General features: G+C 69.9%; 22 protein-coding genes, 2 tRNA genes and 1 pseudogene. 15 read left to right on the top strand and 10 right to left on the bottom strand.

Going from position 1 to position 25,350, the window contains the following annotated elements:
- Positions 1 to 5: 5 nt before the first annotated feature.
- The 4 genes from serS to ACVMLK_RS01500 all read left to right on the top strand — a co-directional run bounded on the left by serS (position 6) and on the right by ACVMLK_RS01500 (position 1,861).
- On the top strand, positions 6 to 1,274 hold the full coding sequence (gene serS / locus ACVMLK_RS01515) for a serine--tRNA ligase (protein ID WP_457485402.1): 1,269 nt from the start codon (positions 6 to 8) through the stop codon (positions 1,272 to 1,274).
- 43 nt (positions 1,275 to 1,317) lie between these two features.
- A tRNA-Pro gene (locus ACVMLK_RS01510) sits at positions 1,318 to 1,391 on the top strand.
- A 45-nt stretch (positions 1,392 to 1,436) separates the two neighbouring features.
- Complete coding sequence (locus ACVMLK_RS01505) at positions 1,437 to 1,760, top strand: NADH dehydrogenase ubiquinone Fe-S protein 4 (RefSeq protein ID WP_198364956.1); 324 nt, start codon at positions 1,437 to 1,439, stop codon at positions 1,758 to 1,760.
- A gap of 24 nt (positions 1,761 to 1,784) precedes the next feature.
- Positions 1,785 to 1,861, top strand: a tRNA-Arg gene (locus tag ACVMLK_RS01500).
- Positions 1,862 to 1,940: 79 nt separating this feature from the next.
- Here the strand turns inward: ACVMLK_RS01500 and ACVMLK_RS01495 are convergent.
- From ACVMLK_RS01495 to panC, 3 genes and pseudogenes are all read right to left on the bottom strand, one after another.
- A pseudogene (locus ACVMLK_RS01495) lies at positions 1,941 to 2,564 on the bottom strand (endonuclease/exonuclease/phosphatase family protein); the annotation flags it as partial.
- Between the two features lie 11 nt (positions 2,565 to 2,575).
- Complete coding sequence (locus ACVMLK_RS01490) at positions 2,576 to 4,765, bottom strand: VTT domain-containing protein (protein ID WP_457485401.1); 2,190 nt, start codon at positions 4,763 to 4,765, stop codon at positions 2,576 to 2,578.
- Between the two features lie 60 nt (positions 4,766 to 4,825).
- Entirely contained in the window at positions 4,826 to 5,737 is a 912-nt protein-coding gene (gene panC, locus ACVMLK_RS01485) for a pantoate--beta-alanine ligase (protein ID WP_232476828.1), read from the bottom strand.
- 86 nt (positions 5,738 to 5,823) lie between these two features.
- Here panC and trpS point away from each other — a divergent pair, with 86 nt between their 5' ends.
- A complete protein-coding gene (gene trpS, locus ACVMLK_RS01480; RefSeq protein ID WP_198365023.1) occupies positions 5,824 to 6,828 on the top strand; it encodes a tryptophan--tRNA ligase in 1,005 nt (334 codons plus the stop codon).
- A gap of 29 nt (positions 6,829 to 6,857) precedes the next feature.
- Here the strand turns inward: trpS and ACVMLK_RS01475 are convergent, their stop codons facing one another.
- Positions 6,858 to 8,003, bottom strand: a complete 1,146-nt coding sequence (locus tag ACVMLK_RS01475) for a bifunctional 2-C-methyl-D-erythritol 4-phosphate cytidylyltransferase/2-C-methyl-D-erythritol 2,4-cyclodiphosphate synthase (RefSeq protein WP_457485400.1) — start codon at positions 8,001 to 8,003, stop codon at positions 6,858 to 6,860.
- A gap of 154 nt (positions 8,004 to 8,157) precedes the next feature.
- Between ACVMLK_RS01475 and dusB the strand changes: the two genes are divergently transcribed.
- The 10 genes from dusB to ACVMLK_RS01425 all read left to right on the top strand — a co-directional run bounded on the left by dusB (position 8,158) and on the right by ACVMLK_RS01425 (position 19,716).
- Positions 8,158 to 9,237 (top strand): tRNA dihydrouridine synthase DusB, encoded by a 1,080-nt coding sequence (dusB, locus tag ACVMLK_RS01470; RefSeq protein ID WP_422924090.1) that lies wholly within the window; start codon positions 8,158 to 8,160, stop codon positions 9,235 to 9,237.
- Complete coding sequence (locus tag ACVMLK_RS01465) at positions 9,234 to 10,379, top strand: two-component system sensor histidine kinase NtrB (RefSeq protein WP_198364952.1); 1,146 nt, start codon at positions 9,234 to 9,236, stop codon at positions 10,377 to 10,379. The genes dusB and ACVMLK_RS01465 overlap by 4 nt, the downstream gene beginning before the upstream one ends.
- A complete protein-coding gene (gene ntrC / locus ACVMLK_RS01460; RefSeq protein ID WP_457485399.1) occupies positions 10,376 to 11,815 on the top strand; it encodes a nitrogen regulation protein NR(I) in 1,440 nt (479 codons plus the stop codon). The genes ACVMLK_RS01465 and ntrC overlap by 4 nt, the downstream gene beginning before the upstream one ends.
- A complete protein-coding gene (locus tag ACVMLK_RS01455; protein WP_457485418.1) occupies positions 11,815 to 14,115 on the top strand; it encodes an ATP-binding protein in 2,301 nt (766 codons plus the stop codon). Before ntrC ends, ACVMLK_RS01455 begins: the two co-directional genes overlap by 1 nt.
- Positions 14,105 to 15,505 (top strand): nitrogen assimilation response regulator NtrX, encoded by a 1,401-nt coding sequence (ntrX, locus tag ACVMLK_RS01450; RefSeq protein ID WP_198364949.1) that lies wholly within the window; start codon positions 14,105 to 14,107, stop codon positions 15,503 to 15,505. Before ACVMLK_RS01455 ends, ntrX begins: the two co-directional genes overlap by 11 nt.
- A gap of 61 nt (positions 15,506 to 15,566) precedes the next feature.
- Complete coding sequence (locus tag ACVMLK_RS01445; protein ID WP_457485398.1) at positions 15,567 to 16,439, top strand: D-amino-acid transaminase; 873 nt, start codon at positions 15,567 to 15,569, stop codon at positions 16,437 to 16,439.
- Positions 16,436 to 17,107 carry an HAD family hydrolase gene (locus ACVMLK_RS01440; protein WP_198364947.1) on the top strand — a complete coding sequence of 224 codons (672 nt, stop codon included), beginning with the start codon at positions 16,436 to 16,438 and terminating at the stop codon, positions 17,105 to 17,107. The genes ACVMLK_RS01445 and ACVMLK_RS01440 overlap by 4 nt, the downstream gene beginning before the upstream one ends.
- A gap of 105 nt (positions 17,108 to 17,212) precedes the next feature.
- A complete protein-coding gene (hfq, locus tag ACVMLK_RS01435; RefSeq protein WP_198364946.1) occupies positions 17,213 to 17,542 on the top strand; it encodes an RNA chaperone Hfq in 330 nt (109 codons plus the stop codon).
- Between the two features lie 25 nt (positions 17,543 to 17,567).
- A complete protein-coding gene (hflX, locus tag ACVMLK_RS01430) occupies positions 17,568 to 18,872 on the top strand; it encodes a GTPase HflX (protein ID WP_198364945.1) in 1,305 nt (434 codons plus the stop codon).
- A 16-nt stretch (positions 18,873 to 18,888) separates the two neighbouring features.
- Positions 18,889 to 19,716, top strand: a complete 828-nt coding sequence (locus tag ACVMLK_RS01425; RefSeq protein ID WP_198364944.1) for an inositol monophosphatase family protein — start codon at positions 18,889 to 18,891, stop codon at positions 19,714 to 19,716.
- Between the two features lie 23 nt (positions 19,717 to 19,739).
- On the opposite strand, the gene mazG is transcribed toward ACVMLK_RS01425, so the two are convergent.
- The 6 genes from mazG to tmk are packed head-to-tail and all read right to left on the bottom strand — an operon-like array spanning position 19,740 to position 25,350.
- Entirely contained in the window at positions 19,740 to 20,534 is a 795-nt protein-coding gene (gene mazG / locus ACVMLK_RS01420) for a nucleoside triphosphate pyrophosphohydrolase (protein ID WP_457485397.1), read from the bottom strand.
- A 45-nt stretch (positions 20,535 to 20,579) separates the two neighbouring features.
- On the bottom strand, positions 20,580 to 21,338 hold the full coding sequence (locus tag ACVMLK_RS01415; protein WP_457485396.1) for an MBL fold metallo-hydrolase: 759 nt from the start codon (positions 21,336 to 21,338) through the stop codon (positions 20,580 to 20,582).
- Positions 21,339 to 21,387: 49 nt separating this feature from the next.
- Positions 21,388 to 22,158, bottom strand: a complete 771-nt coding sequence (locus ACVMLK_RS01410) for a TatD family hydrolase (RefSeq protein WP_457485395.1) — start codon at positions 22,156 to 22,158, stop codon at positions 21,388 to 21,390.
- Positions 22,158 to 23,696 carry a methionine--tRNA ligase gene (gene metG, locus ACVMLK_RS01405; protein ID WP_457485394.1) on the bottom strand — a complete coding sequence of 513 codons (1,539 nt, stop codon included), beginning with the start codon at positions 23,694 to 23,696 and terminating at the stop codon, positions 22,158 to 22,160. Before metG ends, ACVMLK_RS01410 begins: the two co-directional genes overlap by 1 nt.
- Positions 23,697 to 23,707: 11 nt before the next feature.
- On the bottom strand, positions 23,708 to 24,712 hold the full coding sequence (locus tag ACVMLK_RS01400) for a DNA polymerase III subunit delta' (protein ID WP_198364939.1): 1,005 nt from the start codon (positions 24,710 to 24,712) through the stop codon (positions 23,708 to 23,710).
- The gene (gene tmk / locus ACVMLK_RS01395) at positions 24,709 to 25,350 is read right to left on the bottom strand and encodes a dTMP kinase (protein ID WP_457485393.1); all 642 of its coding nucleotides are present in this window, start codon (positions 25,348 to 25,350) and stop codon (positions 24,709 to 24,711) included. Before tmk ends, ACVMLK_RS01400 begins: the two co-directional genes overlap by 4 nt.

Genomic DNA, 25,350 nt, shown 5'->3' with positions numbered 1-25,350 from the left:
TCGCCATGCATGACATCCGCATCGTCCGCGCCGATCCGGCAGCCTTCGACGCCGCGCTGGCGCGCCGTGGCCTGCCGGCCATGGCCGGCAGCATCCTGGAGCAGGACGCCACCCGCCGCGCCGCCCAGACCGCCGCCCAGGAGCTCCAGGCGCGCCGCAACCAGATCTCGAAGGAGATCGGCCAGGCAAGGCGCGCCGGGCAGGAATCCTCGGCCCTCGAGGCGGAGGGCGCCACGCTACGCGGCCGCATGGAGGCCCTGGAGGCCGAGGCCAAGGCGGCCGATCAGCGGCAGGTCGCCCTGCTGGAGGCGCTGCCGAACATCCTGGACGCCGAGGTGCCCGAGGGAAGGGACGAGGCCGACAACGTCGTGCTGCACCAGCACGGCACGCCCCCGGTGCTCGACTTCCCGGCGCGCCAGCACTTCGAGATCGGCGAGGCGCTGGGCCTCATGGATTTCGCGGGGGCCGCGAAGCTGGCCGGCGCCCGCTTCACCGTGCTGCGCGGCGCCCTGGCGCGGCTCGAGCGTGCGCTCGGCCAGTATATGATCGCCTTGCACACCGGCGAGCATGGCTACGAGGAAGCCGCCGTGCCGCTGCTGGTGAACGATGCCACCATGTACGGCACCGGGCAGCTCCCGAAGTTCCGGGAGGACCTGTTCCGCACCGAAGACGGCCGCTGGCTCATCCCGACGGCCGAGGTGCCGCTCACCAACCTGGTCGCCGGCGAGATCCTGGCGGAGGACAGTCTGCCGCTGCGCTTCGCGGCCCTGTCTCCCTGTTTCCGCTCCGAGGCGGGAAGCGCGGGACGCGACACGCGGGGCATGCTGCGCCAGCACCAGTTCACCAAGGCGGAGATGGTGTCGATCACCACGCCGGACCAATCCGCCGACGAGCACGAGCGCATGACGCGCTGCGCCGAGAGGGTGCTGACGAAGCTGGGCCTGGTCTGGCGGCGCGTGCTGCTCTGCTCCGGCGATACGGGATTCGCCTCGGCCAGGACTTACGATCTCGAGGTCTGGCTGCCGGGGCAGGGGGCGTGGCGGGAGATCTCCTCCTGCTCGAACTGCCGCGACTTCCAGGCGCGCCGGATGAACGCCCGCTTCCGGCCGAAGGAAGGCAAGGGAACGGCTTTCCCGCACACCCTGAACGGCTCCGGCGTGGCGGTGGGGCGGGCCCTGATCGCCGTGCTGGAGACGCATCAGCAGGCGGATGGCAGCGTGGCCATTCCCGAGGTGCTCGCGCCCTGGATGGGCGGCCTGTCGCGGCTCGGATGAAGGCTTGCCGTCCGGCGAGGCAGCCCATAGTTTGCGCCTCAATCGGGGCGTAGCGCAGCCTGGTAGCGCATCTGCTTTGGGAGCAGAGGGCCGGAGGTTCGAATCCTCTCGCCCCGATACCCACTTCCGGCGGCATCCCGCCCCTGCGGAGGCCAGAGCGTTATGAGCCAAGACACTGTCATCGCCCGGATCTACAACCAGCCGCGCTCGGCCATGCAATCCGGCAAGGCCCGCACCGGCCGTTGGATCCTGCAGTTCGCGCCCGGCGAGGCCCGTCAGATCGACCGTCTGACCGGCTGGTACGGGTCGGGCGATATGCGGAGCCAGTTGCGCCTGAGCTTCGCGTCCCGAGAGGCGGCCGAAGCCTTCGCCCGCGCCAATGGACTGCGTTACGAGGTCGAGCCCGAGGCGCCCAAGCCGGCGATCAAGCCGAAGTCCTACGCGGACAATTTCCGCTACGGACGCGCCGAGAACTGGACCCACTGAGACGGCCGGCCTGACGGCCACCCGGCGCCCTTAGCTCAACTGGACAGAGCAACCGGCTTCTACCCGGTTGGTTGGGGGTTCGAGTCCCTCAGGGCGCGCCAGAACCTGCCCGCGATCATCGCCCTCGCCAGCCTGCGGCGGCTGAATGATCTCGGCGATGACGGGCAGATGGTCGGAGGCCGTGGCGGCGCGGATGTCGCGCCAGCTTCTCCCCAGCATCGCGGCGGGCCGGCAGAGGATTCTGTCCAGGCGCAGCAGTGGCAGCCGGGCCGGGAAGGTCCGGACCGCCGTGCGGCCGGGCAGCAGGGGCGCCAGACGGCGCCAGACCGGACCCCGCCAGGCCCAGTCGTTCAGGTCTCCCATGACCAGCACGGGCTCCCTGCTGTCGCGGATCAGATCGGCCAGCCTGACCGCCTGCTCCCGACGCTCCCAGGCCTTCAGCCCGAGATGCACCGCGATCACGTGCAGAGGACCGCGCGGCGCGTCCACCAGGGCCGAGATGGCGATGCGGGGCTCGCGTCCGGTGAGGGACAGATCCACGAGGCGCTCGCGGCGCATCGGCCAGCGGCTGAGCAGCATGTGGCCATAGGCTCCGTCATGCGCCGTCATGGTCTCCGCCGCGAGCGCATGGCCCTCGAAGAAGGCGCGCAGTTCCTCGAAGGGCGAGGGACGTTCGCCCCGCCCGCGGCTCTCGACCTCCTGTAGGGCCAGCAGATCCGGTTGGTGGGCCTGGATACGCCGGATGACGCGGCCAAGGTCGTAGCGCCCGTCCGGTCCGATCGCCGAGTGGATGTTCCAGGTCATGGCGCGGAAGGTCATGCCGGGCTTCCCGCCCCGGCCGACTTCCCCGCCACGCGGCGGCGCAGCCAGCCGATGACGATCTGCAGCCCATAGGACAGGCCGCCCCAGGCCAGCAGCACGAGGGCGAAGCCGAGGAGGTCGCGCCAGGAAGGGTCGGTCAGAATCCGGAGCAGGCGATCGCCCAGGGCGGTCATCAGGATCAGTCCCGGCGCCAGCCCAAGGGCCGTGCCCACCGTGTAGTCCAGCAGACGGATCCGCATGGCGCCCGCCACCAGGTTCACCAGCGTGAAGGGAGCCACCGGCATGAGCCGCACCAGGGTGACGGCAAGGATACCGTTCCTGGCGATGCCCTGGCTGACACGGTTGATGCGGGGCCCGAAGACACGACGCAGCGTGCCAGGGCCCAGCCACCGGCCGATCAGGTAGGTCAGCAGGGCGCTGAACATGGCGCCGATCGCCGCATAGGCGAGGCCGGGCCAGAGCCCGAAGGCGGCCGCCGTCGCCACGATCAGAACGTTCACCGGAAAGGCAATCAGCCCCAGGAACAGGAACAGGCCCAGCGCGATGGCAGGCCCCCAGGCGCCGCTCGCGCTCTGCATGGAGGCGCTGAAGGTCTCGGGATTGAGGTAACCTGAGAGCGGCGTGTAGCGCCAGGCCAGCCCCAGCAGGAGCACGGGTGCCGCGGCCAGGGCGATCCGGAACCAGAGCGAGCGACGTCCCTGGATCTCGCCGGGCCGGGAGAAATCGGCCAGCAGCGTATCGGCGCCGAGCGGGCGGGGCGGGTCCGCCACGGCCTCGATCTGGGAAAGGCTCTCCCCCTCGCGCAGCGGGCCATCCTCGATCGGCAGCAGGCGGCGCCGGCCGGACCCCAGGCTGTCCAGCGCGCCGAACAGGCCATGGCGCCGGATCGCCTCGGCCACGGCGGCGGGCGCGGCGCCGAGATGCTCGCTCAGGAGACGGGCGCGCGCCGCCTCGATCGCCTGACGCTCGTTCGCGGTGCGGGCCTCGATGACCAGGTCGCATTCGCTGTCCGTACCCATGGAGCGGTGGCAGAGATTGGCGGAACCGACCCGGAGCAGCCGGTCGTCCACGATCATCAGCTTAGAATGCACCATGATGTCCGCGCCGCCGCCCAGCCGCCCCTCGACGCGGGGATGGAGCAGGCGGACCCGATCGGCCACGCCCGCCTGGCGCAGCGTCTCCATGAAACGGATCCGCCCCACCTGCATGGTCCTGTGTTCCAGCCAGGTGTGATGCGTCCTGGGCCCGAGGATGACCACCTCCAGCTCCGGCCTCTCCCGCAGCCGGGCGGCCAGCCGGCGTGCCAAGCCGAGATGGGTCAGGAACTGGTTCTCGATATAAAGCGCCCGCTCGGCGGTTCCGATCATGGCTTCGAAGAGGCGCTCGACCTGCGAGGCGGTTCCCCCGGCATAGCCCCCCTCGGTGAGGGCGATGCCCATGCGTACGCCCCTGAAATCCGGCGTGAGAGCCTCCGGCCATGGCAGCAGCGCCCCGTCATCGGCGGGCAGGGGCGACAGATCCTCGCAGGCGGAGGCAGCCCAGCGCTGACGGAACAGATCGGCCAGATCCCGCGCCACCGCGCCATCCACCACCATCTGCAGGTCATGGAAGGGCGGGTAAGGCTCGCCACGGGGATCCACCCGATGGGGGTTATGCGGCGTGTGCTCGGGCGTGTCCCATCGCCGGATCGTCAGGTCGAGCCCGCCGGCGAAGGCGACCCGACCATCGATGACAACCACTTTCTGATGCTGTGAGGCGCCGAAGGCCGCCTGGTCATCCAGGCAGAGTTCCACCTGGGAGGGGGTGTTCCAATGCAGGGCCAGGGCGGGGAGCAGCTCCCGCTCCATCGCGTAGAGCACCGAGTAGTCCCACAGCAGCAGCTTGACGCGCAGCTCCGGCCGGCGGGTCACCAGGGCCGTCAGGAAGGGTCCGAGATGCGCCGGCAGGCCGTCCTCGGGCTCCCCCGAGGGGCCGACGAGCGGGGTGCGGCTGTCGATGTCCCAGCCGGCGACCCAGATGCTGTGCCGTGCCTGCCGCATGGCGGAGCGCAAGGCGCCATAATAGGCCGCCGCATCGACCAGCAGGCTGGCCCGGCCGGCCTCGCCGATGCGCCAGACCGTCTCGTCCGGGCGCAGCAGCGAGGGTGTATCGGCCTGGGAAGGATGTCCCGCTGGCTCCGTCACGGCATGTCTGTCCTTCGGCCCCGTTATCCTCCAGCGCAACGCAACATGCCGGAAAAGGCTTCAACCGGCGGACGAGGGCACCTTGACCGGGAGGTTGTCGAGCAGCCGGACATCCCCGAGCCGCGCCGCCGCCAGCAGGCGGGCCTCCCCGGCCTGGCCCGCCGGCCAGGGGTGCAGCGTGTCCGGTTCGACAAGGGCGAGGTAGTCCGGGATGAAACCCTGCTCCTCCAGCCCGGCGTGTCCCCAGGCCACGGCCTCCTCCGGCGGCGCGCCGCCCGTGATCCGTCCGGAAACCGCGGTGAGGATGGCCGGCAGCACCGCCGCCTTCGCCCGCTCGGAGGGGCTGAGCCTCTGGTTGCGGGAGGACAGGGCCAGCCCGTCGTGATCCCGCACCGTCGGCAGTCCCTCGATCCGCACCGGCAGATGCAGGTCCCGCACCGCCTGCCGAACGACCTGCAGCTGCTGCCAATCCTTCTCGCCGAACACCGCGACGTCGGCACGGCTCATCATGAAGAGCTTGGTGCAGACCGTCGCCACGCCGCGGAAATGGCCGGGCCGGGCCGCACCCTCCCAGCCCAGCGCCGCCCCTTCAGGCTCGATGGTGGTGGCCGCGCCAGGCGGATACATGACCTCGGGGGTTGGCAGCCAGGCCAGGTCGCATCCGGAGGCCTCCAGCTTGGCGAGGTCTCCGGCCTCGTCCCGCGGGTAGCGGCTGAGATCCTCGTTCGGGCCGAACTGCAGGGGATTGACGAAGATGGAGACGACCGCCCTCTCGGCCAGGGAACGGGCCCTGTCCAGCAGGGCCAGATGCCCCGCATGCAGCGCCCCCATGGTCGGCACCAGGCCGACGCGCCGCCCCTCGGCGCGCCAGGCATCCACCACATCCCGCAATCCGACGAGATCCCGCACCACCCGCATGTCCTGACGATCCTCCGCTTTCCGCCCCTTCGGTGCCCCGGAACCGCCGGTCATGCAAGCCGGACCCTGGCGCATGCTTGACGGCGGCGGCGCCGCGCGGGATCACCCGCGAGCCGCCCGGACAGGAAAGAGGTGTGACGATGCAGCGCGTGTTCTCCGGAATCCAGCCTTCCGGCATTCCCACCCTCGGCAACTACCTGGGCGCCATCCGCAACTGGCCTCCGATGATCGCCGGGCATGAGTGCGTCTTCTGCGTCGTCGACCAGCACGCCATCACCCAGCCCTTCGACCCCCGGGACCTGGCGGCCAAGACCCGCGACATGGCGGCGGCGCTGATCGCCTGCGGCGTCGATCCGGAGAGATGCGTGCTCTTCGTGCAGAGCCACGTGCACGCCCATACCCGCCTGGCCTGGATCTTCAACTGCGTGTCCCGCATCGGCTGGCTGAACCGGATGACCCAGTTCAAGGACAAGGCCGGCAAGGACCGCGAGAATGCCGGCAGCGGCCTCTACGTCTATCCCAACCTGATGGCGGCCGATATCCACGCCTATCACGCCACGCTGGTGCCGGTGGGCGATGACCAGAAGCAGCATCTCGAGCTGGCCAATGACATCGGCCAGAAGTTCAACCACGACTATGGGGCGGACTTCTTCCCGACCATCCAGCCCATGATCCAGGGCGTCGCGGCCCGCGTCATGTCGCTGCGCGACGGGACCCGCAAGATGAGCAAGTCGGACCCCTCGGACCAGTCGCGCATCAACCTGACCGATGACGCCGAGACCATTGCCCTGAAGATCCGTCGGGCGAAGACGGACCCGGAGCCGCTTCCCGCCGACCCGTCGGCGCTGGAAGGCCGGCCGGAGGCCCGCAACCTGGTCGGCATCCTGGCGGCTGTCACGGGGCGCGAGCCGGCGGATGTGCTTCGCGACCACGAAGGGCAGGGCTTCGGCACCTTCAAGGGCGTGCTGACCGATGCGCTGGTGGCGCATCTGGGGCCGATCCAGGCCGAGATGCAGCGCCTCCTGGCCGACCCCGGCGCGGTGGACGCGGCGCTGCGGCGCGGGGCCGAGCGGGCCGCGGCCATAGCGGAGCCGATCGTCGACAGGGCCGAGGAGCTGATCGGCTTCCTGCCGCGCCGGAAATAGACACCGGCCCGCCGCGAACGGGGGTCGCCTCAGGCCGGCAGGAGCAGCGTCGCGGCGGCCTGCGCGGCGATGCCCTCGCCGCGCCCCGTGAAGCCGAGCCTCTCGGTTGTGGTGGCCTTGACGGAGACACGGCCGATGGCGACCCCCAGCAGGTCCGCCAGCCGCGCTCGCATGGCCTCGGCATGCGGGGCGATCTTCGGCCGCTCGCAGATCAGCGTCACATCGGCATGGGTCAGGATGCCGCCACGGGCGGCGACCCGCCCGGCGGCATGGCGCAGGAAGGCGGCGCTGTCGGCATCCTTCCAGGCCGCCTCGGAGGGGGGGAAGTGCCGGCCGATGTCGCCTTCGGCCAGGGCGCCATACACGGCATCGCACAGGGCATGCAGCCCGACATCGGCGTCCGAATGGCCATCCAGCCCCAGCGGATGCGGAATCGTCACGCCGCACAGGATCAGCGGCCGCCCCTCGACCAGGCGATGGACGTCGAAGCCGGTTCCCATGGCGGGCAGGAAGCGGGGGAGGTGCTGCGCCTCCAGGCGGGCCAGGTCTTCTGGGTAGGTCACTTTGATATTGGTCTCCGATCCGGGCGAGAGCACGACAGGCAGGCCGACCGCCTCCAGCAACGCGGCGTCATCCGTCGCCTCCTGCCCCGCGGCGCGATGGGCATCCAGCAGGGCGCCGAACCGGAAGGCCTGCGGGGTCTGGGCACGGTAGAGTCCCGCCCGGGGGACGGTGCGCAGGATCCGCCCATCCTGGCCCGCCTTCAGCGTGTCACTGACGGGCATGGCCGGAATGGCTCCCGGCGCCCGGGACAGCGCCTCCAGCAAGGCCGCGATGCAGCCCGGCGGCACCACGGGCCGGGCGGCGTCATGGACCAGGACGGCATCCGGCGGGTCGGCCGCCAGGGCCTCCATCCCGGCGCGGACGCTGGCCTGGCGCGTGGTTCCGCCCTCCACCGGCGGCAGGACAGGCAGGCCGGACAGGAGCGTCGCCACCCGTTCCGCCTCGCCCCGGCCGACAACCGGCAGCAGGCGGGTGACCAGCCCCTCGGCCAGCAGGGCCTCGGCGGCATGGCGGATCACCGGCCGCCCGAGCAGGGGCAGGAACTGCTTGGGCAGCGCGGCCCCGAAGCGGCTGCCTTGACCGGCAGCCATGAGAAGTGCGACCACATTCATGGCCGCAGCCTAGCCCGTCCGCGGGCGGCCGCCCAGGGAGAGGTCCAGGGAGAGGCACGGACCACCCGCGGCAATGCGACCGGCGCGACGTTGCCCTGCAACTGTGCGGTAGTGCATGGACGGATGCCCGCTCGACGTTTAGATTGCTCAAATCATGAGCATCGTTCCCCAGCCCTCCACCGCCGTGCCCCTGCTGCGGCCGATCACCGTTGGGCCGATCCAGATCGACGCCCCGGTGATCCTGGCTCCGATGTCTGGCGTCACCGATCTGCCTTTCCGCAGACTCTGCCGCGAGTTGCAGGCACCGATGGTGGTCAGCGAGATGATCGCCAGCCAGGCCATGGTGCGTGAGAACCGCCAGACCCTGAAGATGGCCGAGGTGGACGGCTTCGGTGGGCCCGCCAGCGTGCAGCTCGCCGGCTGCGACCCGGTGGTGATGGGGGAGGCGGCGCGCCTCGCCGCGGATCGTGGCGCCGCCATCATCGATATCAATTTCGGCTGCCCGGTGAAGAAGGTGGCGCTGGGCCAGCAGGCGGGCAGCGCGCTGATGCGGGACGAGATCCACGCCGCGCGCATCCTGGAAGGGGTGGTCCGCGCCGTCTCGGTGCCGGTGACGCTCAAGATGCGCATGGGCTGGGATCACAGCAGCCTCAACGCGCCGCGACTGGCGCGGATCGCCGAGGAGTGCGGCATCCGGATGGTGACGGTCCATGGCCGCACACGGCAGATGTTCTACACCGGCACCGCCGACTGGGCCTTTGTCGCGCAGGTCAAGGAGGCCGTCGGCCTTCCCGTCATTGTCAATGGCGACATCCTGACGCCCGAGGACGCGGCCGAGGCGCTGAGGCAGTCCGGGGCCGACGGGGTGATGATCGGCCGTGGCTGCTACGGCCGCCCCTGGTTGCTGCCGCAGGTCGCCGCCTACCTCACCACCGGGGAGCGCCTGCCAGAGCCGGACCTGCGCGCGCAGTTCGAGATCCTGCTGCGTCACTACCGCAGCATGCTCGAGCATCACGGCACGCAGCCCGGCGTCCGCCTGGCCCGGAAGCATCTCGCCTGGTACTCCAAGGGGCTGCCGGGCTCGGCCGAGTTCCGCGTGCGGGTGAACCGGGCGGAGACGCCTGAAGCCGCGGAGAGCCTCCTGCGCGCCTTCTACGAGCCCCTGATCGAGCAGGGCGTCGAAGCGGTGCGGGAGGCCTTCCGGGACCAGGACGCGGACGCGATGGCGGCATGAACCGCACCCTCCTGCCCCGGCGCGCGCCCAGCGCCGCCAGCGCACCGCCCCTGCCGGATACCACCGCCTTGCTCTCCGCCGTGCCCATTCCGATCATCGTGCTCGATGCGGCGGATCGTTTCTGCTTCGCCAATCCGGCGGCCGAGCAGTTCTTCCAGCTCTCGCTGGGCAGCCTGCGCCAGCTTGCCCTGGGCGACCTGATCCCGCAGGACAGCCGCCTTCTCGCGCTTGTCGCGCAGGTTCGCGCGCTGGATGCTCCGGTCTCGGATCACGACCTGACGCTGGACAGCCCGCGCCTGCATCGGCGGGGCGTGGCGGCTCATGGCGCGCCGCTGCCGGAAATGGCGGGATCGGTGGTGCTCTCGCTGCAGGACGGCAGCAAGGCGCAGAGACTGGACCGGCAGTTGAACTTCCGCGGCGCGGCGCGTGGCGCCTCCGCCATGGCCGCGATGCTGGCGCACGAGGTGAAGAATCCGCTCTCCGGCATCCGGGGCGCCGCACAACTCCTGGAGCAGTCGGCGACCGAGGCGGACCGGGAACTCTGCACCCTGATCCAGGATGAGGCCGATCGGATCCGCAACCTTGTCGAGCGCATGGAGATGTTCTCCGAGCGGCCCATCGAACGGGCCCCCCTGAACATCCACGAGGTTCTGGACCATGTTCGCCGCATCGCGGGGCGGGGCTTCGCCAGTCACCTGCGGATCGTGGAGGATTATGATCCCTCCCTGCCGCCGGTCCTGGGCAATCGCGACTTCCTGGTGCAGATCCTGCTGAATCTCGTCAAGAACGCCGCCGAGGCGGTCGATCCCAGGTTTGGCGAGATCCACCTGTCCACGGCCTATCATCACGGCGTTCGCATCGCCATCCCCGGCTCGCGCGAACGGGTGCACGTGCCGATCCAGGTCTGCGTCCGCGACAACGGGTCCGGCATACCCGAGGAAGTGGCATCCACCCTCTGGGAGCCCTTCGTCACCACCAAGCGCGGCGGGCAGGGGCTGGGGCTGGCGCTCGTGGCCAAGCTCGTCGCCGACCAGAGCGGCCTGATCGAATGCGAGAGCCGCCCCGGCCGCACCACCTTCCGTCTCTCGCTTCCCGTGGCGCAGAACGAGCCCACCTCTTCCCGCAAGACCCAGGACGCATGACCGATACCCGCACCATCCTGGTGGCCGATGACGACCGCGCCATCCGCACCGTGCTCTCCCAGGCGCTCGGCCGTGCCGGCTACACGGTGCGTGCGACCTCATCGGCCTCGACGCTGTGGCGCTGGGTGGAGGAGGGCGGCGGCGACCTGGTGATCACCGACGTCGTGATGCCCGACGAGAACGGGCTCGACCTGGTTCCGCGGATCAAGCGCGTCAGGCCGGACCTGCGCGTCGTGGTGATGTCGGCCCAGTCCACCTTCATGACGGCCCTGAAAGCCGCGCAACGCGGCGCCTTCGAGTACCTGCCGAAGCCATTCGACCTGAAGGAACTGCTCGCGGTCGTCGCCCGCGCCCTGACGGCGCCCGCGGCCGTGGTCGCGGAGGACGAGGAGGACACCGGCGAGCGGCTGCCCCTGATCGGCCGCTCGCCGGCCATGCAGGAAATCTACCGCACGGTCGCGCGCCTGACGACGACGGATCTCACGGTGATGATCACCGGCGAGAGCGGCACCGGCAAGGAGCTGGTCGCGCGCGCCCTGCACGATTACGGCCGCCGCCGCACCGGTCCCTTCGTCGCGATCAACATGGCGGCTATCCCGCGGGAGCTGATCGAGAGCGAATTGTTCGGCCACGAGCGGGGCGCGTTCACCGGCGCGCTGGCGCGCGGCGTCGGCCGTTTCGAGCAGGCGGCCGGCGGCACGCTGTTCCTGGACGAGATCGGCGACATGCCACCCGAGGCGCAGACCCGCCTGCTGCGCGTGCTGCAGGAAGGCGAGTTCACCACCGTCGGCGGCCGCAATCCGATCAAGGCGAATGTGCGGATCGTCGCGGCCACCCATCGCGACCTCCGGCAGGCGATCCGTCAGGGCCTCTTCCGCGAGGATCTGTTCTACCGCCTGAACGTCGTGCCCATCCGCCTGCCGCCGCTGCGCGAGCGCATCGAGGACATTCCGCTTCTGGCGCGGCATTTCCTCGATCGCGCGAAGGCCTCCGGGCTTCCCGGCAAGCAGCTGGACCCCGATGCCCTCGACCGGCTGCGACAGCACTCCTGGCCCGGCAATGCGCGCGAGCTGGAGAATCTGATGCGCCGTCTGGCGGCCCTGTATCCGCAGGAGATTATCGGCGCCGACGCGGTGAACGCCGAGCTTCTCGAGGCCGAGCCCATCGCCTCGCCGGAGGCGCGCTCGCCGGAGACGCTGGAGCAGGCGGTCGAGCGGCATCTGTCCAGCTTCGTCGCGGCGCAGAAGGATGGCCTGCCGGTGCGCGACCTTTACGAGCGTGTCCTGGCCGAGGTGGAGCGCCCGCTGCTGCGGCTGGCGCTGGCGGCGACGCGCGGCAATCAGATCAAGGCGGCGGCCATGCTGGGCCTGAACAGGAACACGCTGCGGAAGAAGATCCGCGAACTCGACCTGCCGGTGGTGCGCGGCCTGTCGTGATGCAGGGCAGCGTCTCGCCAGGCGCCGAGCCACCCTCCCTCGGGCGTCGCCTGGTCGATCTGCTTCTCGGGCGGGGCATCACCCTGTGTCTGGCGGTGGGTGCCCTGCTCCTCGGCATCGGCACCTTCACCCTGCTGTCGGGCGGCAGCCCCTTCGGACCGACCAGCCCGGGCCAGATCGTGGCCATGGTGCTGGTCAATGCCGTCTTCCTGCTGCTCCTGGCCGTCTCGCTGATCGTCCGGCTGGTCCGGGTCTGGGCCGAACGCCGGCGCGGCTCGGCCGGCTCGCGCCTGCATGTGCGGCTGGTGATGCTGTTCAGCGTCGTGGCCGTCGTGCCGGCCCTGCTGGTCGCCATCTTCGCCGCGGTGTTCTTCAACCTCGGCATCCAGAACTGGTTCAGCGATCGCGTCCGCAGCACGCTGGAGGCCAGCCTCGTCGCCTCCCGCGCCTATCTGGACGAGCATCGCAACACGATCCGCGCCGATGCCCTGGCCATGGCCGCGGACCTGAACCGCGCCGGCCGGCTGCTGGATGAGAACCAGTATGCCTTCGCGCAGATCCTGGCGACCCACACGGCACTGCGTGGGCTGACGGATTCGGTGGTCTTCGAGCCCACCCTCAACCGGGTCATCTCCCATGCCGGGCTGACCACGAGCCTGGTGCTCGATCCGCTGCCGGCCTGGGCCATGGAACTCGCCCGCAGCGGCGAGGTGGCGGTACTGCCGGGCGAATCCGAGGAAGGGCGGGTCCGGGCGCTGGTGGAGCTCGATATCGGCCCCGGGCTGATGCTGCTGATCGGCCGTCCCGTCGATCCCGGCGTGATCGAGCACATGCAGCGGACCGAGCTTGCCTTCCAGCAGTACGACCAGCTCGACCGGAACCGGTCGGGCCTGCAGATCACCTTCGTGATGATCTTCGCCATCGCCGCGCTGCTGGTCCTGATGGCGGCCGTGCTCATCGGCCTGGTGATCGCCAATCAGATCGCGCGGCCGCTGTCCCGGCTGATCGTCGCGGCCGACAGGGTCCGGGGCGGCGACCTCGGGGTTCGCGTCACGGAGGGCGAGGGGGATGACGAGGTCGGCACGCTCTCCCGTGCCTTCAATCGCATGACCAATCAGCTTGCCGCGCAGCGCAGCGAGCTGCTCGAAGCCTATCGACAGATCGACGAGCGGCGGCGCTTCACCGAAACCGTTCTGTCCGGTGTCTCGGCGGGCGTGGTCGGCCTCGATTCCGAAGGCCGCGTGAACCTGCCGAACCGACGTGCCAGCGAACTGCTTGGCATCGATCTGGACGCCGAGCTGGGGCGCCGCCTTTCCGACGTCGTCCCGGAATTCGCGAGCTTCCTGGAACCCGCGCTGACCACGCCGGACCGCACGCGGACCAGCGAGATCCGCATCGGGCCGCATAGCGACCGCCGCACGCTGCTGGCCCGGATCGGGGCGGAGACCCAGCGCGGCCAGGTCGTGGGCTTCGTGCTGACCTTCGACGACATCTCCGAGCTTCTCTCGGCACAGCGCAAGGCGGCCTGGGCCGATGTCGCGCGCCGGATCGCCCATGAGATCAAGAATCCGCTGACGCCCATCCAGCTTTCCGCCGAACGGCTCAAGCGTCGCTATCTGAAGGAGATCCAGTCCGATCCGGAAACCTTCACGGCCTGCACCGACACCATCGTCCGGCAGGTCGGCGACATCGGGCGCATGGTGGACGAGTTCTCCGCCTTCGCCCGTATGCCGCAACCCGTGATCCGCCCCGAGCCCATGGATCAGGTGGCGCGCGAGGCGCTGATCCTGCAGCAGAACGCGCATCCGGACATCGCCTATCGGACGGACATCCCGGCCCAGGCGCCGCGCGTGCCCTGCGACCGCAGGCTTATTGGCCAGGCCCTCACCAACCTCCTGGCCAATGCGGCGGACGCGGTGGTCATGCGCCGCCAGGCCGAGGAGGCCGAGGGCGGGACGGCTTCGCCGGGGTACATCCGGCTCTCGGTCGAGCCGGGCGAGGACTGGGTCACCCTGGCGGTGGAGGACAATGGAGTAGGCCTGCCGCAAGGCGAGGAACGGGAGCGGCTCACAGAACCGTATGTGACCCACAAGCCGAAAGGGACCGGCCTTGGTCTTGCCATTGTCAAGAAGATCATGGAGGACCACGGCGGTAGGCTGGTGCTGACCGAGCGGGCGGCAACAGGGGAGGGCGGCGCGTCCGGAACCCGCGCGGCGCTGATGCTGCCGCTGCGCGGCCACGTGACCGCCGCCGCGGACACCGGGGGGAGAAGCACGGAGATGCAACGACATGGCGCATGACATCCTGATCGTCGATGACGAACCGGACATTCGCGCGCTGATCGAGGGCATCCTCTCGGACGAAGGCTACGAGACCCGCGCCGCACAGAATTCCGACACTGCCCTGGCGGCGTTCCGCGCCCGGCGGCCCAATCTCGTCATTCTGGACATCTGGCTGCAGAACTCCCGCCTCGACGGCCTCGGTATCCTGGAGGCCATGCAGAGGGAGGAGCCCCAGGTGCCGGTGGTGATGATCTCCGGCCATGGGACCATCGAGACGGCCGTGCAGGCGATCCAGCAGGGCGCCTATGACTTCATCGAGAAGCCGTTCAAGTCGGACCGCCTCATCCTGATCGTCGAGCGCGCCCTGGAAGCGGCGCGGTTGAAGCGCGAGGTCAGCGAGCTCAAGCTGCGCGCCGGGGTGGAGACCGAACTGCTCGGCGCTTCCTCCCAGGTTGTCCAGCTGCGGGCCGCCATCGAGCGCGTGGCGCCCACGGGGAGCCGGGTCCTGATCTCGGGGCCGGCCGGGGCCGGCAAGGAGATCGCGGCACGGATGATCCATGCGCGATCGCGCCGGAACTCCGAGCCCTTCGTCGCGCTCAACTGTGCCACCCTCAACCCGGCGCGGTTCGAGGAGGAGCTTTTCGGCGTCGAGGCCGGCGCGGACGCCCAGGCCTCGCCGCGCCGCGCGGGCGTTCTGGAACGGGCGCATGGCGGGACGCTGCTGCTGGACGAGGTGGCCGACATGCCCCTGGAGACCCAGGGCAAGATCGTCCGCGCCTTGCAGGAGCAGGGTTTCGAGCGGGTGGGCGGCGCGACCCGGGTGAAGGTCGATGTCCGGGTCCTGACCACGACCAATCGCGATCTCTCGGCCGAGATCGCGGCCGGCCGCTTCCGCGAGGACCTCTTCTACCGCCTGGCCGTGGTTCCGCTGCGCGTCCCGGCCCTGCGGGAGCGCCGGGAGGATGTGCCGATCCTGGCCCGCCATTTCATGGCCCGCTCCGCCGAAACCTCGGGCGTTCCCGCGCGCGAGTTGTCCGAGGATGTGCTGGCCACCATGCAGGCCTATGACTGGCCGGGGAATGTCCGCCAGCTTCGCAACCTCGTCGACTGGCTGCTGATCATGGCGCCGGGCGGGCCGGGAGAGCCGATCCGGCCCGAGATGCTGCCGCCCGAGGTGGGCTCCGCGGCCCCGGCGGCGCTGAAGCTCGACCGTTCGAGCGAGATCATGACGCTGCCGCTGCGCGAGGCGAGGGAATTGTTCGAGAAGCAGTATCTGGAGGCGCAGCTGCTCCGCTTCGGCGGCAATATCAGCCGCACGGCCAATTTTGTCGGCATGGAGCGCAGCGCTCTGCACCGCAAGCTGAAGTTCCTGGGGGTTCAGGCCGAGGACCGGGCGCCGCAGGTCTGACCCTCCACCCGGCCATGGCCATGCCGTTCATCTCGCTCCATCATCAGGAAGAGCCTTGGGCATGTCCCGTATCGCCTATGTCAATGGCCGCTATGTCCCGCAGCGCCATGCCAGCGTGAACGTCGAGGATCGCGGCTACCAGTTCGGGGACGGTATCTACGAGGTCGTGCACCTCTATGGCGGGGGCTTCGTCGACGAGGACCGCCACCTCGACCGGCTCGAGCGCTCTCTGCGAGAGATCCGCCTCCCCATGCCGTTGTCCCGGCAGGCGCTGTCCCATGTCCTGCTGGAAGTGGCGCGCAGGAACCGGGTGACCGAGGGTCTCCTCTACATGCAGGTGACGAGGGGCGTGGCCCGGCGCGACCATCCGTTCCCCGCCGAGCCGGTCCCGCCGGCCCTGGTGGTGACCGTCAAGCGGATCAAGCCCTATCCGCGCAGCATCGACGGCTGGGGCGGCGACGCCATCACCCTGCCCGATCTTCGCTGGGCGCGGCGCGATATCAAGAGCCTGAACCTGTTGCCGAACGTCCTGGCGCGCCAGGCGGCCCGCGAGCAGGGCGCCATCGAGGCCATCCTCTACGAGGAGGAGAGCGGCCTCGTGACCGAAGGGGCGGCGACCACCTTCTGGATCGTCGATGAGGCCGGCCGCATCCGGACCCGCCCCCTCTCGCACGATATCCTGCCGGGCTGCACCCGCGGCGCATTGATGGCCGAGCTGCGCCAGGCGGCGATTTCCTATGACGAGACGCCGTTCACGCTGGAGGATCTGGCGCGGGCCCGGGAGGCCTTCATCACCTCCGCCACCTCCTTCGTGAAGCCCATCCTGCGGATCGACGGACGGCCGGTGGGCGACGGCGCTCCGGGGCCGGTGACCCGGCGGTTGTTCGACATCTTCTCCCGTCACGTGACGGGCGCCCTGAAGAACGCCGCTTGAGCGCCCATCTTCCGCCACCCGCCGCCATCCTGTGGGACTGGGACAACACGCTGGTCGACGCCTGGAGAGGCGTGCAGGCCGGAATGAACGCGGCGCTGCGGGCCTTCGGCATGCCGGAGTGGAGCCTGGAGGAGGTGCGCGCCCGCGCCCGCCTCTCCCTGCGTGACGCCTTTCCGGCGATCTTCGGCGCCGAATGGGAAAGGGCCCGTGACGCCTTCTACGCGGAGGTGCGCGCCCGCCATCTCGAATTCGTGACGCCGCTGGCTGGCACGGAGGCCGCGCTCCGGGCGGCGCGGCCCTGGCCGCTCGGCGTCGTGTCCAACAAGCAGGGGCCGATCCTGCGGGCCGAGGCGGGCCATCTCGGCTGGAGCGGGTTCTTCGCCGCCCTGGTCGGCGCCGGCGACGCGGAAGCGGACAAGCCTCATCCGGCGCCCATTTTCATGGCCCTGCGCCAGCTGGGCGTCGCGCCGGGTCCGGCGGTCTGGTTCGTGGGCGATACCGGCGTGGACATGGAGGCGGCGCGTGCCGCGGGCTGCACCGCCATCCTGATTGGAGATGCCGGGCATGATGGCGGCGTGGCGGCGCTGGCCCCGGACGCCGCCTTCGCGGATGGGCATATCCTGGCCCGCCATCTGCGCGGCCTTGCCAAACCCCCCCCACTTGCCTGATCTTGCCCGCGAACCGGCAGGCAACCTGCCTGCCGGGGCGTCGTTCCGTGCGCGGCCCCGCAGAGGTGCCCGCATGCCTCGCCAAGAAAAAGAAGGACCGAGCCCATGGCCGCCGAGAAGTCCCAGAATGTTCAGGATGTCTTCCTGAACCATGTCCGCAAGAGCAAGACGCCGGTGACCATCTTCCTGGTCAATGGCGTGAAGCTGCAGGGCATCATCACCTGGTTCGACAATTTTTCTGTCCTGCTGCGTCGGGACGGGCACACCCAACTGGTCTATAAGCATGCCATCAGCACCGTCATGCCCGGTGCGCCGATCATGCTGTTCGATGCCTCGGCCGCCGGCGCGGCCCAGCCGCAAGGCGGGACCACGCCGCCGCGAGAAGGCACCATGACCCTGCAACGTGAGGTTAACCCTGTCGGCTCCTCCGACTGACATTGGCCAGGGCGGCGACAAGCCGATGCTTGCCGCCGTCCTGCTGCCGCATGAACGCTCGACGCGCCAGGCTGGCGCCGAGGGCATCATCCAGTTCCCCGAAAGCCGCGCCGCCCACCGCGCGGCCGAAGCCCGGCTGGCGGAAGCCGTCGGGCTGGCCGCGTCGATCGGCCTGACCATCGTCCACAGCGCCGTGCTGCCGCTCCGCGCGCGCCGTCCTTCCACGCTGCTGGGGGAAGGGCAGGTCGATGCAGCCCGGGAAGCCATCGCCGAGCACAAGGTCGGCGTCGTGGTGGTCGATGCCGCCCTGACGCCGGTGCAGCAGCGCAATCTCGAGCGTGCCTGGGACTGCAAGGTCATCGACCGGACCGGGCTGATCTTGGAGATCTTCGGCGAGCGCGCCCGGACACGGGAGGGCAGCCTGCAGGTCGAGCTGGCGCATCTCGAGTATCAGCGCACGCGCCTCGTCCGCTCCTGGACCCATCTGGAGCGTCAGCGGGGCGGCTTCGGCTTCCTGGGCGGTCCTGGCGAAAGCCAGATCGAGATCGACCGGCGGCTGATCGGCGAACGCATCGTCAAGCTGAAGCGTGAGCTTGAGCAGGTTCGCCGGACGCGGGGATTGCACCGGGCGGCGCGTACGCGGGTTCCATTCCCGGTGGTCGCTCTGGTGGGCTACACCAACGCGGGCAAGTCGACGCTTTTCAATGCCCTGACCGGGGCGGGCGTCTATGCCCAGGACCAGCTCTTCGCGACGCTCGATCCGACGATGCGCGCCATCCGCCTGCCGAGCGGGCGGACCGTCATCCTGTCCGACACGGTGGGTTTCATCAGCGATCTGCCGACGCAGCTCATCGAGGCGTTCCGGGCGACGCTCGAGGAGGTGGCCTCCGCCGACATCATCCTGCACGTGCGGGACGTGGCGCATCCGGACACGACGGCGCAGCGGGCCGATGTCATCGGCGTGCTTGCCGAGATGGCCAGCGGCCCTGATCCGGCCCTCGACGAGAACTGGCCGACCCGCACCATCGAGGTGCTGAACAAGGCGGATCTGCTCGGCGGCATCGAGGCGGTGCCGGGCGACGATGGCACCCAGGCGGTCGCCGTCTCTGCGCTGACCGGGGAGGGGCTCGACAGCCTCCGGGCGGCGCTCGACAGCCGACTCGCGGCCGGCATGGAGACGGCCGAGTACAGCCTGGCGCCCGCCGACGGCGCGCGTCTGGCCTGGCTCTACGAGCATGGCGAGGTGCTGGACCGGCGGGACGCCGAGGACGTCATCCGACTGACCGTGCGGCTTTCCCCCGCTGATCGTGCCCGCTTCGAGCGGATCTGAACTGGAGCAGCATTCCATGCCTTTCGACCAGGCCCAGGCCACCGAGATCGCCACGGTTCTGCGCGATGCGTCCCGTGCCGAGATCCTGCCGCGGTTCCGCCGCCTCGCGGCGGGGGAGGTCCGCAGCAAGTCGAGCCCGATCGACCTCGTGACGGATGCCGATGAGGCCGCAGAGCGGCGGATCACCGCCGAGCTGGAGCGCCGCTATCCTGGCTGCGTCGTCGTGGGCGAGGAGGCCTGCGCGGTCGATGCCAGCCTGTTGGACAGGCTGCTGGGTGCCGATCTGGCCTTCGTCGTCGATCCGGTCGATGGCACCGCCAACTTCGCCGCCGGTGTGCCCCTGTTCGGCTGCATGGCGGCCGCCATCCGGCGCGGCGAGGTGGTGGCGGCCTGGATCCACGATCCGCTGGGCGATGACACCGCCATCGCGCTGCGGGGGGAGGGTGCCTGGATCGAGGCGCCGGATGGGCACAGGGCTGATCTGAAGGTGGCCCGTCCGGTGCCTGTCCATCAGATGACCGGCGCCGTTTCCTGGACCTGGATGAGCGAGCCCTACCGCAGCCGGATCACGCAGCGGCTCTCACGCCTGGCCAGCGGTGTTCAGTTTCGCTGCGCGGCGCATGAGTATCGCCTGGTTGCTTCCGGCGGCGCGCATATCGTCGTCTACAACCGCCTCATGCCGTGGGACCATCTGCCCGGCTGGCTCCTGCATCGCGAGGCCGGCGGTTACAGCGCCCGCTTCGATGGCAGCGCCTACCGGGCCGAGCATCGCGACGGGGGCTTGATCGCCGCGCCGGACGAGGCAAGCTGGCACGAGGCGCGCGAGGCCCTGCTGGGAGAGTAGCGGGCTCGCGGAAGCCGGCCGGTTCAGCCGGCGGCTTCCTCCTTCTTAACCGCCTGCCAGGCCGCCTCCATGACGTCGAGGGACACGTCGGCGGGCGATTGGCCCTGCCGGGCCAACTTGCCTTCCACGGCCTGGAAGCGCCGTTCGAACTTGGCGTTCGCGCCGCGCAGGCAGGCCTCCGGGTCGAGATCGAGCTTGCGGGCCAGATTGGCGAGGACGAAAAGCAGATCGCCCAACTCGTCCGCGAGCCGCTCCCGCGAGGCGCCCGGCAATTCCGCGCGAAGCTCCCGGGCTTCCTCCTCCAGCTTATCGAACACCGAGTCGGCATCCGGCCAGTCGAAGCCGACACGCGCGGCGCGGCGCGTCAGCTTGGCCGCGCGTGTCAGGGCGGGCAGGGTGGAGGGCAGCCCCGCCAGGGTTCCCGTCTCGGCACGCGCCTGCCGCTCACGCTGTTTCTGGGCTTCCCAGGCCACGGTCTGCTCCGCGCTGTCGCGCGTCGCCGCCTCACCGAAGACATGGGGGTGGCGGCGGATCATCTTGTCGCCGATGCCGCGCGCCACATCGGCAAAGCCGAAGCTGCCGGCCTCCTGTGCCATCTGGGCGTGATAAACGACCTGGAACAGCAGATCTCCCAGCTCATCCTGGAGCGCCGCCGGATCATCATGGCTTATGGCATCGGCGACCTCATAGGCCTCCTCGATCGTGTAGGGCGCGATGGAGGCGAAGTCCTGCTCCCGATCCCAGGGGCAGCCATCGGGCGCGCGCAGCCGCCGCATGATGTCCAGCAGGCGAAGAAGAGGGGCCGCCGCATCGGTCATGGAAGTCGTACCTCTGATTGCCGCATAAGGAAGATTATGTAAAATCTAGGTGGCGGCAGGAATGGTCAGCTGCATGCCGTCATGCGCGGCTTCCACTCCATCCGGCAAGTTCGCACGCAGCCAGGACCAGTCCATGTCCGTGCCCATATGGGTCAGGACCGTGCGGCGCGGCTTCAGCGCGGCCACCCAGTCCAGCACCTTGTCCAGATGCGCATGCACGGCGTGCGGCCGCCGCTGGAAGCAGCCGACGATCCAGGTATCCAGACCGCCCAGCATCGCCATGCTCTCCTCCGGCATGGCGACGACATCCGTGGAGTAAGCGAAGCCGCCAATCCGCAGGCCGAGCGTCTCCATGACCTTGTGGTCCTGCCGGAAAAGCCGGACCGCCATCCCGGCCGCCTCGACCGTCCGCCCCGGCGCCACGGCGACCGGCGTCAGCGCCGGCCGGAAGAAGATCGGCGGCGTCGGCGGGCGGAAGACATATTCGAAGCGGGCCTGAAGCTCCGCCAACGTCTCCGGCGTCGCGAGCAGCGGCAGGGCTTCGCCCAGCACCCGGTTGATCGGCCGCAGCTCATCCAGCCCCATGATGTGATCGGCATGTCCATGCGTCACCAGGAGGCAGTCCAGCCGCCCTATGCCATTCTCCAGCAGTTGCTGCCGGAGATCGGGCCCGGCATCGACCAGCAGGCGGCGGCCATCCACGCCCTCGATCAGGATCGAGGATCGCTTGCGGCGGTTGCGCGGCTCGCCAGGATCGCAGTGCCCCCAGTCGCCCAACCCATCCGGGCCACCGATCTGCGGCACGCCGGCGGAGCCTCCGCAGCCCAGGACAGTGACCTTCAACGACAAGGGCCTAGGCCGCCTTGCTGAAAAGGCGCCGGAAATTCGCGGTGGTCAGCGCGGCCATGGCCTCCTCGTCCATGTCGTGCAGCCCGGCGAGGACGCGCGCCGTATGGCGGACATAGGACGGTTCGTTGCGCTTCCCCCGGAACGGCACCGGTGCCAGATAGGGCGAGTCCGTTTCGACCAGGATGCGGTCCTTCGGCATGTCCCGGGCGATGTCGCGGATCTCCTGCGACTTCGGGAAGGTCAGCATGCCCGAGAAGGACACGTATCCCCCCATGGCGATCGCCTCCTCCGCCAGCCCGCGGCCGGAGCTGAAGCAATGCAGCACGAAGGAGAAGGCGCCGTCGGCGCGCTCCTCCCGCAGGATGTCCCCGATATCCTGGTCCGCGTCCCGCGCGTGCACGACCAGCGGCAGGCCGGTCTGGCGAGCGGCGCGGATATGCCGCCGGAAGCCCTCCTGCTGAACCGCCCGCGGCGCCTTGTCGTAGAAGTAGTCCAGCCCGCTCTCGCCGATGCCGACGACGCGCGGATGCCCGGCGGCGGCAACGATCTCCGCCACCTCGGGCAGCGGGCTTTCCCCCACATTCTGGGGATGCACGCCGACAGTGGCCCAAACCCCGGGGAATCGTTCCGATATCGATTTAACGTCGGCGGCCTGGCTCATCCGCACGCCAATGGTGACCATCTCTCCCACACCTGCCTCGGCGGCGCGGCCGAGGATGTCCCGGATCTCCTCATCGTTGAAGTAGTCGAGATGGCAGTGGCTATCGACCAGCATCAGGCCGCCTCGTCCTGGATCTTCTGGAACAGGGGGCTGGGCGGCGGCAGCGCCGTCCCGTCGGGCATGGGGCTGGCGAGCGCTGCGAGGCCGCGCTCGCTCTCGGGCACGCCGAGCTGGTCGAGCATGCGGGCCATGGTCCCCGGCATGAAAGGCAGCAGCACCGTGGCGAGGCAGCGCAGCAGGCTGTGCAGATGCCGCAGCACGGACAGCATGCGGGCCGGATCGGTCTTCTTCAGCGACCACGGCTTCTGCGCGTCGATCCAGGAGTTGCCCAGCCGCGTCACCACCCAGATGCGCTCCAGCGCCTCATGGAAGGCCTGGCGGCCCAGCGCCTCGTCGACCTGGCCCGGAAGGGCGCGGATGGCGTCCAGCACCTCGCCATCCGCCGGCAGCTCCGGCCCGGCAGCAGGCAGCCGGCCCTCGCAGTTCTTCTGAATCAGTGCCAGGCTGCGCTGTGCCAGATTGCCCAGATCATTGGCCAACTCGCTGTTCAGGCGTCCGATCAGCGCACGGCGACTGAAATCGCCGTCATTGCCGAAGGGTACCTCGCGCAGCAGGAAGAACCGTACCGGATCCAGCCCGAATTCGTCGATCAGCGCCAGGGGATCGATGACGTTGCCGACCGACTTGGAGATCTTCTGCCCCTCATTGGTCCACCAGCCATGCGCGAAGATGCGGCGGGGCGGCGGCAGGTCGGCGGCCATCAGGAACGCCGGCCAGTAGATGGCATGGAAGCGCAGGATATCCTTGCCGACGAAATGCACGTCGGCCGGCCAGAACTTCCAGAGCTCACCGGTCTCGTCGGGATAGCCGAGGGCGGTGATGTAGTTCGTCAGGGCATCGAGCCACACATACATCACATGGGCATCGTCGCCCGGCACCTTGACGCCCCATTTGAAGGAGGTGCGGGAGATGGAGAGGTCGCTGAGCCCGCTCCTGACGAAGCTGATCACCTCGTTGCGCCGGGTGCCAGGCGCGATGAAATCCGGATGCGCCTCGTAGAAGGCGAGGAGCCTGTCCTGCCAGGCCGAGAGCCGGAAGAAGTAGGAAGGCTCCCTCACCCATTCGACCGGCGCGCCGGTCGGAGCGAACTTCTGCCCGTCCTTCTCCGTGATCTCGTCGGGCCCGCAGAAGGCCTCGTCACGGACCGCGTACCAGCCTTCGTAATGGCCGAGGTAGATCTCGCCCTTCTCCTGCAGCCGGGTCCAGAGCGCGGCGCAGGCCCTCTTGTGCCGCTCCTCCGTGGTGCGGATGAAGGCGTCATTCGAGTAGTTCATGCGGGCGGCCAGTTCGCGGAAGGCCTCGCTCACCATGTCGGTGAAGGCCTGCGGCTGCATCCCCCGCGCCTCGGCGGCCTTCTCGACCTTCTGGCCGTGCTCGTCGGTGCCGGTCAGGAAGAAGACCGCCTGCCCCGACATCCGCCGCCAACGCGCCATCACATCGGCCGCGAGCGAGGTATAGGCATGGCCGATATGCGGCTTGTCGTTGACGTAATAGATCGGTGTGGTCAGGTAGGAGCGGAATTCGCTCGTCATCGTTCAGGTCCTCAACGCGAGGTCAGCTGCGTCAGGCCGGTCAGGACCGCCTGCTTGCGGTCGAGATTCAGGGCTTCCGTCTCGTCGGCCAGGCGGCCAAGGGTGTCCCACAGCGAGGCCCAGTCGGCAAGCGGGCGGGCGGCGATGAAGGCCGGCGCCTCCCCTCCCCGCGCGGCCTCGCGGATGGCCGAGCCCAGGGCATCGCGCAGCAGGGTGATGAAGGTGCCGAAGGCGCTGCCGTCCCTGCGTGCCGCCAGGCTGTCGGCCAGGGCATGCAACTGCCGCCCGTCCAGATCGGGAAGGCCATGCAGGACCGTCTCGACGCTGCGCTGGAGCGTCAGCCCGTCCTCCTCGAACAGCCGAAGCGCACGTCCCGGCGCGCCACCGGAGATCCGCGCCAGAAGCTGAAGCTCAGCCTCCGGCAGGTCGGGCAGCCAGGCCGAGAGGACGGCCTCCATCTCGGCCGGAGGCAGGGGAAACAGCTCGATCCGGCGGCAGCGGCTGCGGATCGTGGGCAGGAGGCGGTCCGGCGCGGCGGTGGTCAGCAGCAGCAGGCTGCGGCTGGGCGGCTCCTCCAGGGTCTTCAGCAGGGCGTTCTGCGCCTCCGGGTTCATCGCTTCGGCCTGCTCGATGACGACGATCCGCCAGCCGCCTTCCGCCGCCGTCAGGCCCAGGAAGCGCGGCACCTGGCGAACCTCGTCCACCCGGATCATCAGCTTCACGCCCCGCTCCCCCGCATTCGGCGCCAGCACGCGCAGGTCGGCATGCCCGCCGGCGGCGACACGGCGGAAGACCGCATCCTGCGGCGGCAGGTGGAGCGGCGGCGAGGAGGGCGGACGGCCGGCCAGCAGCCATCGCGCGAAACGATAGGCCAGCGTCGCCTTGCCGGTGCCCTGCGGCCCCGAGATCAGCCAGGCATGGTGCAACCGTCCTCCCCGGCCCGCCGCCTCCAGTGCCGCCATGGCGGCGTCGTGGCCGTACAGGTCAGGATTGGCCCGCGCCTCCGGGGGGATCACAGCGGTGCCCCGAGCCGATCCGCGAGGACGGCCATGGCCTCCCGCCGCAGCGCCTCGGCCGGCTGCCGCGCATCCAGGATCTGGCAGCGGTCCGGCTCCCCCGTGGCGATGGCCCGGAAGGCGGCGTGGACACGGGCGTGGAAGGGCGCGCCCAGGCGCTCGAACCGATCGGGCAGGCCACGCGACAGGGCCCTGCGCATGCCTTCCGCCGGCGGCAGGTCGAGCACCAGCGTCAGGTCGGGCCGGAAGTCCCCGAGGGCCACATCGGACAGCTTCCGGTACAGGGACAGGTCGAGGCCATGCCCATGGCACTGATAGGCCAGGGTGGAATCGGCGAAGCGGTCGCAGACCACCCAGATCCCGGCCGCCAGGGCAGGACGGATGGTCTTCTCCAGGTGCTCCCGCCGGGCGGCGAACATCAGCATGGCTTCCGCGACCGGATCCCAGTCCACGCTACCCTGCAGCAGAAGCGCGCGCAGCACCTCGGCACCCGGAGCGCCACCCGGCTCCCGGGTCCTCAGCACCGGCAGGCCGGCCTCCGCCAATGCGCGAGCCAGGCCGCCGGACAGGGTGGTCTTTCCGGCGCCCTCGCCGCCTTCCAGCGTGATGAAGGCCGATCGCGCCGCGGGCCGCCCCAC

The sequence above is a fragment of the Teichococcus aerofrigidensis genome (genome assembly GCF_054073225.1).
The sequence above is the reverse complement of the archived record's forward strand: the minus strand, read 5'-3'. Positions and strand labels throughout refer to the sequence as shown.

Bases quoted from the DNA above. Each gene is read 5' to 3' on its own strand.
- serS (WP_457485402.1), top strand. From the start codon at position 6: ATGCATGACATCCGCATCGTCCGCGCCGATCCGGCAGCCTTCGACGCC.
- ACVMLK_RS01505 (WP_198364956.1), top strand. From the start codon at position 1,437: ATGAGCCAAGACACTGTCATCGCCCGGATCTACAACCAGCCGCGCTCG.
- panC (WP_232476828.1), bottom strand. From the start codon at position 5,737: ATGACCGGCGGTTCCGGGGCACCGAAGGGGCGGAAAGCGGAGGATCGT.
- trpS (WP_198365023.1), top strand. From the start codon at position 5,824: ATGCAGCGCGTGTTCTCCGGAATCCAGCCTTCCGGCATTCCCACCCTC.
- ACVMLK_RS01475 (WP_457485400.1), bottom strand. From the start codon at position 8,003: ATGAATGTGGTCGCACTTCTCATGGCTGCCGGTCAAGGCAGCCGCTTC.
- dusB (WP_422924090.1), top strand. From the start codon at position 8,158: ATGAGCATCGTTCCCCAGCCCTCCACCGCCGTGCCCCTGCTGCGGCCG.
- ACVMLK_RS01465 (WP_198364952.1), top strand. From the start codon at position 9,234: ATGAACCGCACCCTCCTGCCCCGGCGCGCGCCCAGCGCCGCCAGCGCA.
- ntrC (WP_457485399.1), top strand. From the start codon at position 10,376: ATGACCGATACCCGCACCATCCTGGTGGCCGATGACGACCGCGCCATC.
- ACVMLK_RS01455 (WP_457485418.1), top strand. From the start codon at position 11,815: ATGCAGGGCAGCGTCTCGCCAGGCGCCGAGCCACCCTCCCTCGGGCGT.
- ntrX (WP_198364949.1), top strand. From the start codon at position 14,105: ATGGCGCATGACATCCTGATCGTCGATGACGAACCGGACATTCGCGCG.
- ACVMLK_RS01445 (WP_457485398.1), top strand. From the start codon at position 15,567: ATGTCCCGTATCGCCTATGTCAATGGCCGCTATGTCCCGCAGCGCCAT.
- hfq (WP_198364946.1), top strand. From the start codon at position 17,213: ATGGCCGCCGAGAAGTCCCAGAATGTTCAGGATGTCTTCCTGAACCAT.
- hflX (WP_198364945.1), top strand. From the start codon at position 17,568: ATGCTTGCCGCCGTCCTGCTGCCGCATGAACGCTCGACGCGCCAGGCT.
- ACVMLK_RS01425 (WP_198364944.1), top strand. From the start codon at position 18,889: ATGCCTTTCGACCAGGCCCAGGCCACCGAGATCGCCACGGTTCTGCGC.
- mazG (WP_457485397.1), bottom strand. From the start codon at position 20,534: ATGACCGATGCGGCGGCCCCTCTTCTTCGCCTGCTGGACATCATGCGG.
- ACVMLK_RS01410 (WP_457485395.1), bottom strand. From the start codon at position 22,158: ATGCTGGTCGATAGCCACTGCCATCTCGACTACTTCAACGATGAGGAG.
- metG (WP_457485394.1), bottom strand. From the start codon at position 23,696: ATGACGAGCGAATTCCGCTCCTACCTGACCACACCGATCTATTACGTC.